Genomic DNA, 11,428 nt, shown 5'->3' on the forward strand with positions numbered 1-11,428 from the left:
GTAATTGCTCAACTCGGTTGACCCAAGCACGGCTTTGAGAGAAGATGATAAGCTTTTGCCATGACAGAACTGCCCCCACTCGATGGATTAAGCCCCGCCGAAAAAGATGCCCTGATTCAAGGGCTGTGGCAGGAGCTGCAACGGTTGCGAGCAGAAGTCGAACAACTGAAGCAAAAGCGGGTAAAGAAAACGTCGCGCAATTCGAGTTTGCCTCCCTCCAAGGGCTTCAAACCCAATCAGAGCCGCTGTGAACCCATGGCTAGTCCATCGGAAGAAACGGGAAGCCACCGTGACGGTGGGCGAGAATTAAGTCAACAGCCCAATCAAGTGGTGGTGGCACAAGCCAAGAGCTGTCCCCACTGTGGAGCTGAGGTTGACCGTTCGGCGCAGCGCTTGAGCGGGATTTACGAGCGGATTGAATTGCCTCAGCTCACCCCTGACATCACGCGGGTGGAACGCTATGGCGGGGTGTGTCCGTGTTGTCAAAAGACGTATGAGGCTCCCGTTCCAGTTGGGTTGGAACCCGGTTCTCCCTTTGGCACGAGTGTGGCAAGTCTAGTCACCTATCTGCGCTACCGTCATGCCATCAGCTATCAGCGGCTGAGCCAGTTGATGAGCGACCTCTGGGGTCTGAGCTTGTCGGAAGGAGCCATTGCCAATCTACTGAAACGAGTGCAGGCTCAACTTCAATCCCCGGTGGCCCAGATTGTGGAGCGCTTACGCAGTGCTCGTCTAGTCGGCAGTGATGAGACGGGGGCACGGGTAAATGGAGTCAACCAGTGGGAGTGGGTGTTTCAAAACGAGCAGGTCTGTTTGCATGTGATTCGTCCGAGCCGAGGAAAAGCTGTCATTGACGAGGTGATGGACGGTCATCGGCCTCAGGTGTGGGTCTCGGATTTGTTCAGTGCTCAGACAGCCCATCCGGCAAACGAGTGGCAAGTGTGTTTGGCCCATCAACTGCGTGATTGTCAGTATGCCATCGATGCTGGCGATGACCTATTTGCTCCTCGGATGAAACGGCTGTTGCTCAAAGCCATTGCTCTGCAACGACGACGACACACTCTGGCGGCCTCGACCGTCGAGCAGTATGGCGCTCGATTTCGCGGTTCACTGCGGGAGATTTTGAATCTCAACCCTCAATCGCTTGAGGGGCAGCGGTTGCTCAAACGTTATCGAAAGATTCGTTCTCATCTGTTGCTGTTTTTGACCGATGAGACCATCCCGCCGACCAATAATGCGAGTGAGCAAGCGTTGCGCTGGAGTGTGGTCTTTCGCAAGGTGACTAACGGATTTCGATCCGACTGGGGAGCCGAGTTGTTCGCTCAGGTGCGATCTCTGATCAATACTGCACAACGTCAGGGCATGTCTGCCTTTGATGCCATTTCTCGTGCCCTTACCTCTCAGCAGTCCGATTGGCTACTGGGTTGAGCAATTACCTTTATTCGTTTGTGTTGCCATTTTTTCCTCCTCGGGATTAACCCTGAAGTGATTGAGGGAGGCTGGGCCAACTGTAGTGATATGGCAGAACCTCTCCTTACATCCTATCTCCAAGGCCATTGAGCAAGATTATTTTTTAGCAAGGCGTTCACCAAAGTAGCGAAGCTGTGGTTTGGGGCAATATAGTACATTTGAATTGTTTGTTGGGTGCTTGGTAGGCTAGAGTTAAAGCAACACGAATACCTGCCAAGCGCTATGTATACTCGCGAAAACCATCTTGATCATCTAGATCTGGATTACGAATACGACGTAGCCTATCAGGATGGTCTGATAACACCTGCGATCGCAGATCAAATCGCTCAAATGAAACTGGTGCTGTGTGGCAACTCTTCTAAGGGAGCGCTGGAAGACTCCTCATATCTTTCTGTCGATCCAACCTATACCGGAGAGTTATCCGTCGGTCAGCGTCAACTGTATGAGATTCTGCTCACTCTTCAAGAAGGCTCAGTCTATACCGTGACCACCGTTGGCAAGCTGGCCCAGATGATGGGTCTACAAACGCCGATGGCCTGCGGTAAGCGGCTGGAAAATCTACAATCCTTGGGCGCAATCTCCGGCTTCAACGGCGACTAAATTTAACCGTCCTGTTGTCCTACGAGACAAATAGACAGGACGCAAGACATCAGATTTTGAAATTGTCCTGTTGTCCTATGAGACAGTTAGACAGGACATAAGACAAGACTAGATGTAACTCGTCCTATTGTCTTGTGAGACGAATGGACATGACATAAGACATAAACCCTCTGGCCTTGAGCTGGAGGGGTTTTTAGTATGGTTAGGAGTTGCGTTCGGCTTGCTGTCTCGAAGAGAATCGCAACTTTGAAACGGTAGAGCTGACATGATTATCTGATTTGCGATCGCAACTTCAGGATGGGCCACCCGTCGCGGTCAAGGTGGCCTTGGTCGTTCCCCCCAAACCTCCCGTACTGTTCAGCTACCTGTGGGAGAAACCAACCACAGGGAATCTAATTTTCCCACTTAAGAACCCGTGGCAAGTGTGGGTCTGTCGCCAAACTCATAAAGGATATCGGTGAGAGTGAAGCCTTAACGCGAGTTTGTCCGCCATCCCTACAAGGCCCTAAAGTAGCAAGTTGCGATCGCAACTTGTAACGGCAGCGATCGCGTCTCATTCACTGAGCACCTCAACTCATATTCATATATATATCCAGCAACACGCCAAGGCCAACCCTACGTCTGGATTCCTTCTAAATCCTTATTCAGTTGGTCTTCAAGCCGTCTCTGAAGACCCTCGAAAGAATTTTTGCCCAAACTAGTTGACACTCTCATCTAGATTAGGTTAGAGTGGCAAAGCGCTGGAGGAGAGAGCGTTTGTGCTGAGCTCCTTGAGCGAGAAACGGAACCTCGACATAAGAATAGTTCAGAAGCCAAGAACATCACATCTCGTCAAGGAAAAGACAGATGGTGGGCTAGTTTAGCAAAGCTTACCAAATTTTAATATATTCCGGATACGAGTCGATACGTTTCTTAACGTAAGAGAATCGTATTTGGAGCCAAAAAACTTTCTAAGTTTTTAACACGGAGAGTTTGATCCTGGCTCAGGATGAACGCTGGCGGCGTGCTTAACACATGCAAGTCGAACGCAGAACGCCCTTCGGGGTAAGTATGAGTGGCGGACGGGTGAGTAACGCGTGAGAATCTGCCTTCAGGAGGGGGACAACCACTGGAAACGGTGGCTAATACCCCATATGTCTACGGATGAAACAGTTTTCTGCCTGAAGATGAGCTCGCGTCTGATTAGCTAGTTGGTGAGGTAAGAGCTCACCAAGGCGACGATCAGTAGCTGGTCTGAGAGGATGATCAGCCACACTGGGACTGAGACACGGCCCAGACTCCTACGGGAGGCAGCAGTGGGGAATTTTCCGCAATGGGCGAAAGCCTGACGGAGCAACGCCGCGTGAGGGAGGACGGCCTGTGGGTTGTAAACCTCTTTTCTCAGGGAAGAAGATCTGACGGTACCTGAGGAATAAGCATCGGCTAACTCCGTGCCAGCAGCCGCGGTAAGACGGAGGATGCAAGCGTTATCCGGAATTATTGGGCGTAAAGCGTCCGCAGGTGGCTATTCAAGTCTGCTGTCAAATTCCAGGGCTCAACCCTGGTTCGGCAGTGGAAACTGGATAGCTAGAGTACGGTAGGGGCAGAGGGAATTCCTGGTGTAGCGGTGAAATGCGTAGATATCAGGAAGAACACCGGTGGCGAAAGCGCTCTGCTGGGCCGTAACTGACACTCATGGACGAAAGCTAGGGGAGCGAAAGGGATTAGATACCCCTGTAGTCCTAGCTGTAAACGATGGATACTAGGTGTTGGACGTATCGACCCGTTCAGTACCGTAGCTAACGCGTTAAGTATCCCGCCTGGGGAGTACGCACGCAAGTGTGAAACTCAAAGGAATTGACGGGGGCCCGCACAAGCGGTGGAGTATGTGGTTTAATTCGATGCAACGCGAAGAACCTTACCAGGGCTTGACATGTCCAGAATCCTCGGGAAACCGAGGAGTGCCTTCGGGAGCTGGAACACAGGTGGTGCATGGCTGTCGTCAGCTCGTGTCGTGAGATGTTGGGTTAAGTCCCGCAACGAGCGCAACCCTCGTTTTTAGTTGCCATCATTCAGTTGGGCACTCTAGAGAGACTGCCGGTGACAAACCGGAGGAAGGTGGGGATGACGTCAAGTCAGCATGCCCCTTACGTCCTGGGCTACACACGTACTACAATGCTTCGGACAAAGGGCAGCCAGACCGCGAGGTTGAGCTAATCCCATAAACCGAGGCTCAGTTCAGATTGCAGGCTGCAACTCGCCTGCATGAAGGAGGAATCGCTAGTAATCGCAGGTCAGCATACTGCGGTGAATACGTTCCCGGGCCTTGTACACACCGCCCGTCACACCATGGAAGCTGGCCACGCCCGAAGTCGTTACCCCAACCGTTCGCGGAGGGGGACGCCGAAGGCAGGGCTGGTGACTGGGGTGAAGTCGTAACAAGGTAGCCGTACCGGAAGGTGTGGCTGGATCACCTCCTTTCAAGGAGACCTACCCTACTTAGACGTGCGAAAACTGATAGAGCACCTAAGTAAGGTCATCCTAGGTCGGTCGAGATGATTATTATTGGTTTCTGAACTATCGAGGGGCCGGATATGGGCTATTAGCTCAGGTGGTTAGAGCGCACCCCTGATAAGGGTGAGGTCCCTGGTTCGAGTCCAGGATGGCCCACTCGTGGGGGTATAGCTCAGCTGGTAGAGCGCCTGCTTTGCAAGCAGGATGTCAGCGGTTCGAGTCCGCTTACCTCCACCAGATTTAATAATTCAGCACTATTTCTAAACTACTGAGCAGACAAGCTATCAGTAGCTAGAAAGGCTGCTGGATTAGACCAGCAAAGAACCTTGAAAACTGCATAGAGAAAAGAGATGTCAGGTAGATGTTGACGAAGCTATGAATCAGCAATGATTGATGGTTCAGTCACGAACAGACACCAATGTAAGTAAATGGTCAAGCTATCAAGGGCTTACGGCGGATACCTAGGCACACAGAGGCGATGAAGGACGCGGTTACCGGCGATATGCCACGGGGAGTTGGAAGCAAGCAGTGATCCGTGGGTTTCCGAATGGGGCAACCCTAAGTACGGCCAGTTGAATCCATAGACTGGCACGAGCCAACCCAGCGAATTGAAACATCTTAGTAGCTGGAGGAAGAGAAAGAAAACTCGATTCCCTGAGTAGCGGCGAGCGAAACGGGAAGAGCCTAAACCAGTGGTTTTTACTGCTGGGGTTGTGGGACGGCAATGTGGACTAGAAAGGTTAGACGAAGCAGCTGAATACTGCACCAGAGGGGGTGAAAGTCCCGTAGTCGAAAACTGAACTAGCCTAGCCGGATCCCGAGTAGCACGGGGCACGTGAAATCCCGTGTGAATCCGCGAGGACCACCTCGTAAGGCTAAATACTCCTGTGTGACCGATAGTGAAACAGTACCGCGAGGGAAAGGTGAAAAGAACCCCGGGAGGGGAGTGAAATAGAACATGAAACCGTAAGCCTACAAGCAGTCGGAGTCCGATTTAACGGATGACGGCGTGCCTGTTGAAGAATGAGCCGGCGACTTATAGGCACTGGCGGGTTAAGGCGGAAATGCCGGAGCCAGAGGGAAACCGAGTCTGATAAGGGCGACTATGTCAGTGTTTATAGACCCGAACCCGGGTGATCTAACCATGTCCAGGATGAAGCTTGGGTAACACCAAGTGGAGGTCCGCACCGACCAATGTTGAAAAATTGGCGGATGAGGTGTGGTTAGGGGTGAAATGCCAATCGAACCCGGAGCTAGCTGGTTCTCCCCGAAATGTGTTTAGGCGCAGCGGTAACGATTATAACTGGGGGGTAAAGCACTGATTCGGTGCGGGCTGCGAGAGCGGTACCAAATCGAGTCAAACTCTGAATACCCAGTGCACACGTTGCCAGTGAGACGGTGGGGGATAAGCTTCATCGTCGAGAGGGAAACAGCCCAGACCACCAGCTAAGGTCCCCAAATTAACACTAAGTGGGAAAGGAGGTGGGAGTGCAGAGACAACCAGGAGGTTTGCCTAGAAGCAGCCATCCTTGAAAGAGTGCGTAATAGCTCACTGGTCAAGCGCTCCTGCGCCGAAAATGAATGGGACTAAGTGTTATACCGAAGCTGTGGACTTACTACGTAAGTGGTAGGGGAGCGTTCTGTAGTAGTTAGAAGCATTAGCGAAAGCAGGTGTGGACGAATCAGAAGTGAGAATGTCGGCTTGAGTAGCGAAAACATTGGTGAGAATCCAATGCCCCGAAACCCTAAGGGTTCCTCCGGAAGGCTCGTCCGCGGAGGGTTAGTCGGGACCTAAGGCGAGGCCGAAAGGCGTAGTCGATGGCCAACGGGTTAACATTCCCGTACCGACGTTAGATTGTGAAGAGGGACGGAGAAGGCTAAGCCAGCCGGATGTTGGTTACCGGCGTAAGTGTTCAAGGTGATGAGGGTCGGCGAAAACGACCTGAGCTGAGGCACGAGTCCGACCCGCTACGGCGGGGAAGTGGTGTATGTCAGGCTTCCAAGAAAAGCTCTATCCACGTTAATCTAACGTTGCCCGTACCCGAAACCGACACAGGTAGGGAGGTTGAGAATACCAAGGGGCGCGAGATAACTCTCTCTAAGGAACTCGGCAAAATGGCCCCGTAACTTCGGGAGAAGGGGTGCCACCGAGAGGTGGTCGCAGTGAAGAGTCCCAGGCGACTGTTTACCAAAAACACAGGTCTCCGCTAAGTCGCAAGACGATGTATGGGGGCTGACGCCTGCCCAGTGCCGGAAGGTTAAGGAAGTGGGTTAGCTTCGGCGAAGCTCGCGACTGAAGCCCCGGTGAACGGCGGCCGTAACTATAACGGTCCTAAGGTAGCGAAATTCCTTGTCGGGTAAGTTCCGACCCGCACGAAAGGCGTAACGATCTGGGAGCTGTCTCGGAGAGAGGCTCGGCGAAATAGGATTGTCTGTGAAGATACGGACTACCTGCACCCGGACAGAAAGACCCTATGAAGCTTTACTGTAGCCTGGAATTGGGTTCGGGCTTTGTTTGCGCAGGATAGGTGGGAGACTATGAAGCAGTCCTTGTGGGGACTGTGGAGTCACTGGTGAGATACCACTCTAACAAGGCTAGAATTCTAACCCTTACCCGTTATCCGGGAAGGGAACAGTTTCAGGTGGGCAGTTTGACTGGGGCGGTCGCCTCCTAAAAGGTAACGGAGGCGCGCAAAGGTTCCCTCAGGCTGGTTGGAAATCAGCCGCAGAGTGTAAAGGCAGAAGGGAGCTTGACTGCAAGAGCTACAACTCGAGCAGGTACGAAAGTAGGCCTTAGTGATCCGACGGTTCCGCGTGGAAGGGCCGTCGCTCAACGGATAAAAGTTACTCTAGGGATAACAGGCTTATCTCCCCCAAGAGTTCACATCGACGGGGAGGTTTGGCACCTCGATGTCGGCTCATCGCAACCTGGGGCTGTAGTAGGTCCCAAGGGTTGGGCTGTTCGCCCATTAAAGCGGTACGTGAGCTGGGTTCAGAACGTCGTGAGACAGTTCGGTCCATATCCGGTGCAGGCGTAAGAGTATTGAGAGGATTCCTCCTTAGTACGAGAGGACCGGGAGGAACGCACCGCTGGTGTACCTGTTATCGTGCCAACGGTAGACGCAGGGTAGCCATGTGCGGAGAGGATAACCGCTGAAAGCATCTAAGTGGGAAGCCCACCTCAAGATGAGTACTCTCACTGGGTTAGCCAGGTAAGGTCACGGGAAGAACACCCGTTGATAGGTTCTAAGTGGAAGTTCAGTAATGGATGAAGCTGAGGAATACTAACAGACCGAGGGCTTGACCATATCTACATTTGGGTCTGAACTTGACATCTTTCTATGCAGTCTTCAGGGTTCTTCCTTCTCTACAGGAAGCTCAACCCAATCAGTTTCCTGGTGCCAATGGCGCACTGGCCCCACTCCAACTCCATCCCGAACTTGGTTGTGAAACGGTGCAGCGGCGAAGATACTTTGGGGGTTGCCCCACGGGAAAATAGCTCGGTGCCAGGTCAATCATTCAAGCAGAAAGGAGCTCATCAGCTGATGAGCTCCTTTCTTGTTGTTGGTTTATGAAACACCTGAAATCTCGATAGAATTGACTTGCTAAATGTTAGAAAAGGCCCGTGTATAGGTCACTGTTGACGAACTTCAGAAACATTGGAAAAATCGGTAAGCTGAGGCAGATCCATCGCTATCAGGAAATGCGATCGCTAAAGCGCTTTGTGAAGGAAGAACGCTATGTCCCTAAAGCCCCAACCAGGCTCGCTAATGCCTGCTGATAGAGGTAGTGCAAGCGTAGCTGCAACGGAGTGCCATAAGTCTGAAAGTGTTGCTATACAAGGGCTTTGAGCTAGTTATTTTGAACTATATTTTTAAGAAGATTGAGATTTTTCCTGACTTCTTAACGAGCTTACGTTGTTTCAGGTTTCACTTCTATCCTTATGGCACTTCTTGGCAGTTACGCTTATAGCATCCCATAAAGATGAGTTGTATCGTCTCCGACAGCTCAAGCTCCTGAGGGATCTGGATTATGTCTTCTTTGCGTTGCAGATCGATTTTCCAGGCCAGCTGCGCCCCAAGATTAACGTTACTGAGTTCTGTCAACGATGGGAGCTGAATATCGGTAACTTTTACAAGGCTTTAGGTGATTTGAAGAACAAAGGAATCGTGATTGACATGGGCGATCAGATTAACTTGCAGATGAAGGACGAATAGATTGAGTAGAGTGCCCACGGCTCAGAATCGCCTTTTGCCAAATGAAAGCAATGTTTATATTAAGGTCATGTGGCAAAACATGCCTTGCTGAACAAGGTGTATATCGATGTTTTAAAAGAAGACTGCGATCGCACCCGATCCGTTCTATCCTTCTTTAAAAGGCGAAACAGCCCTGGTTTAAGGCTCCAGAGCTGTTTCAAATACTGAGAGCTGATTAGCCAGCCCACAGACACATCCTAGTCTAAGGCTAACAGTTCTCCGGCTAAATGAGCAATGGAGAACGATTAAAATGTCAAATAATTTTGCGCGTGTTACAGAAGCCCACGATTGTCTAGCCCTCGAAATGACGCCCTGCGCCGGATTGCTGCATCGTTTCCTGCTCCGGCGCAGACCCGCAGGCAAGCTACAAGAGTTTGAGATTTCTGAATTTACCGAGTGGACAGCGACCCGGCGTAAACGTCCCTACTCGATCCGCCATGTCCAACGGGCGTTTCATGAGCTGGCAGAGCTAGGCGCTGTCGAGGTCGTCAAGCGCTACACCGGACAGATCTTTAAGCTAATTGCCAAGCATCCTGCTACTGACGAAAATGTCGCGTTTAAGGATCTAAATGTCGGTTCTGGGACACAAATGTCCAAAATAGAGCCCTCAAATGCTGATTCTTCCGTTTCTACTTACAGAGAAATATATAAAGAAACAACAGACACTGACCCACCCATCCACCCTGTTAATGGAATTAACCGGGAAACGTTATCGGCAACTGCTCAGGATTGGCAGAGGACGGCGGATACAAATCTAGATGCAGGACAGCAGAATTTGTTGGAAGAGGTGAAATGTGCGATCGCTCCACACTTCCTTAATCCACAGCTTCAAAAGGTTGTACTGGAACACAGTGCAGAAAGAGTCCAGCAGGCAGTCACAGCTCTAAAAGAAGCCAAACAGAAGGGAACAGTCCGCAACCTCTCGGGATGGCTGGTTAAGGCTGTGCGGCAAGGCTGGCGACCCAGCTCTAGTTTTAAACGGCAATCATCAGAACCCGCTTTGGGGCAAAATCAACGAACCCAGACAGAAACTGGTAGAGCTCCATCTGGGTTTAGGGAGTGGTATGACCTTGCGCATCGATTGAAGTTGGTCAGCTGCTCACAGATGATTGCAGGCCAAATTAAAGTGTTGTCCGCTAATCAGTGGATTGATTGGGAGGAGATGGCTTCTGCTTTCACGTTGAAATATATGCAGCAAATGCTAGAAGTTGACTTCTAACGCTTTAGAGCCTTGCAGAATCGACATGAAATTCAGCAGATTGCTGTAAGTGCATGGCACAAGCAGGCCCGCGAAAATGATTGGAGCCTCAATATTACTCGCCGTTGGATTCCGTACAAGGGTGCTGCAAGCGTAGCTGCAACGAAGTGCCATAAAGGACAAGAGCAAAGCCTGAAACAACGTAAACCCGTTAAGAAGTCAAGAAAAATCTCAGTCTCCTCAAAAAATATAGTTCAAAATAACTAACTCAAAGCCCTTGTATAGCAGTACTTTCAGGCTTATAGCACTTTGTTGCAGCTACGCTTGCACTACCCGGCCATCTAATAGCAGCGGAAAAATTTAGCCATTAGAAGAGTAACTGTCCCATTTACAATGTTTGGGCTGTTGTTAGAAAATATCCTGAAAGCCTTAAGAATAAAGGATTTGAGAGATAAACTGTTCCATTCACAGTTAAAGATCGGACAGTAGGAGATCATTAAGGATTCCCCTTTCAAGAGGCGGTGCATAAAAAAGGGTAAGGTCATGAAATACTTGTCTGCACTGGCTTTCATGATTATGATTTTTGCCTAATGGCTAAATTTTTCCAGTGCTATTGGATGGCCTACCCCTTGAAGTAGCTGGGCTACTTTCCATATGCTCAAAATCAGTGAATCAAATAAACAGTGTTAACCCTGACTGAGAGAAGGATCTAAGCCATTCCTGATTCTCAAGAATAGGGGTGTATTTCTCAACAAGAACACTGATTTTTGCGGCGAATCGCTGAAACTACTGAGATTCCGTTAAAATTGACTTGCTAAATCTTAAAAAAGAGCAAATCAGGTCATGCCCAAGCGCGATCGCCACGGACAAGCGGAAATGTGGACTGAGGATCAGTTTCAGATGGTAATGGCTGAACTGAGTCCAAAGATGAGAGCGATATTTTCCATCTGCTATTACACGGGTTGCCGAGTCAGTGAAGCGCGACAGCTCAAAGCTGAAGATGTGGTGGGCAGTTCGATTGTGCTGCGAAAGGATACGACCAAAACGAAGCGCACCCGATCCGTACCGATGCACCCCCAGCTTCAGCAGATTCTGGATGAGGCAGAGCTGCCAAAATCTGGTTATCTATTCCCCGGTCGCAACGGTGGCTGTATTACTCGTCAGGCTTGTGATGCAGCTCTGAGGCAAGCTTGCGATCGCATCGGTCTACGGGGCTTTAGTACTCACAGCAATCGGCGCACCTGGGCGACTCGATTAGATAAGGCAGGAGTCCGACTGAAGACAATCCAAGATCTCGGCGGATGGACTTCGATGGCGGCACTACAGCGCTATCTAGAGGTGTCAGACGAAGAAAAGGTAGATGCGATCGCAAAGCTTTGAAAGCACTATGTGTCCCTAAGATAGCGAAGCT

The 11,428-nt window shown here is 50.6% G+C and carries 7 protein-coding genes, 2 tRNA genes and 3 rRNA genes; all 12 read left to right on the top strand.

What is annotated here, in order from left to right; all coding sequences use genetic code 11:
- Window positions 1-60: 60 nt before the first annotated feature.
- The 12 genes from tnpC (at window position 61) to AC286M_RS35275 (ending at window position 11,397) form a co-directional block, all read left to right on the top strand.
- Entirely contained in the window at window positions 61-1,428 is a 1,368-nt protein-coding gene (tnpC, locus tag AC286M_RS35220; protein WP_488202877.1) for an IS66 family transposase, read from the top strand.
- 264 nt (window positions 1,429-1,692) lie between these two features.
- Window positions 1,693-2,070 (top strand): hypothetical protein, encoded by a 378-nt coding sequence (locus tag AC286M_RS35225; protein ID WP_488208910.1) that lies wholly within the window; start codon window positions 1,693-1,695, stop codon window positions 2,068-2,070.
- A 278-nt stretch (window positions 2,071-2,348) separates the two neighbouring features.
- Window positions 2,349-2,531 (top strand): hypothetical protein, encoded by a 183-nt coding sequence (locus AC286M_RS35230; RefSeq protein ID WP_488208911.1) that lies wholly within the window; start codon window positions 2,349-2,351, stop codon window positions 2,529-2,531.
- Between the two features lie 499 nt (window positions 2,532-3,030).
- Window positions 3,031-4,530, top strand: a 16S ribosomal RNA gene (locus AC286M_RS35235).
- A 115-nt stretch (window positions 4,531-4,645) separates the two neighbouring features.
- Window positions 4,646-4,719: transfer RNA gene (locus tag AC286M_RS35240), tRNA-Ile, on the top strand.
- Window positions 4,720-4,724: 5 nt separating this feature from the next.
- Window positions 4,725-4,800: transfer RNA gene (locus AC286M_RS35245), tRNA-Ala, on the top strand.
- Between the two features lie 193 nt (window positions 4,801-4,993).
- Window positions 4,994-7,871 (top strand): 23S ribosomal RNA (locus AC286M_RS35250).
- 86 nt (window positions 7,872-7,957) lie between these two features.
- Window positions 7,958-8,075 (top strand): 5S ribosomal RNA (gene rrf / locus AC286M_RS35255).
- Together the 16S, 23S and 5S rRNA genes with 2 tRNA genes alongside form the textbook arrangement of a ribosomal RNA operon.
- 441 nt (window positions 8,076-8,516) lie before the next feature.
- Entirely contained in the window at window positions 8,517-8,780 is a 264-nt protein-coding gene (locus AC286M_RS35260; RefSeq protein WP_488208912.1) for a hypothetical protein, read from the top strand.
- A 289-nt stretch (window positions 8,781-9,069) separates the two neighbouring features.
- Window positions 9,070-10,038, top strand: a complete 969-nt coding sequence (locus AC286M_RS35265; protein ID WP_488208913.1) for a hypothetical protein — start codon at window positions 9,070-9,072, stop codon at window positions 10,036-10,038.
- Window positions 10,039-10,050: 12 nt separating this feature from the next.
- Entirely contained in the window at window positions 10,051-10,284 is a 234-nt protein-coding gene (locus AC286M_RS35270; RefSeq protein WP_488208914.1) for a hypothetical protein, read from the top strand.
- Window positions 10,285-10,860: 576 nt separating this feature from the next.
- A complete protein-coding gene (locus AC286M_RS35275; protein WP_488208915.1) occupies window positions 10,861-11,397 on the top strand; it encodes a tyrosine-type recombinase/integrase in 537 nt (178 codons plus the stop codon).
- The last annotated feature ends 31 nt before the right edge of the window (window positions 11,398-11,428 follow it).

Source organism: Thainema salinarum CENA647, assembly GCF_057732415.1.

Excerpts from the sequence above, each read along its gene's own strand:
- AC286M_RS35275 (WP_488208915.1), top strand. The coding sequence starts at position 10,861 with ATGCCCAAGCGCGATCGCCACGGACAAGCGGAAATGTGGACTGAGGAT.
- tnpC (WP_488202877.1), top strand. The coding sequence starts at position 61 with ATGACAGAACTGCCCCCACTCGATGGATTAAGCCCCGCCGAAAAAGAT.
- AC286M_RS35225 (WP_488208910.1), top strand. The coding sequence starts at position 1,693 with ATGTATACTCGCGAAAACCATCTTGATCATCTAGATCTGGATTACGAA.
- AC286M_RS35265 (WP_488208913.1), top strand. The coding sequence starts at position 9,070 with ATGTCAAATAATTTTGCGCGTGTTACAGAAGCCCACGATTGTCTAGCC.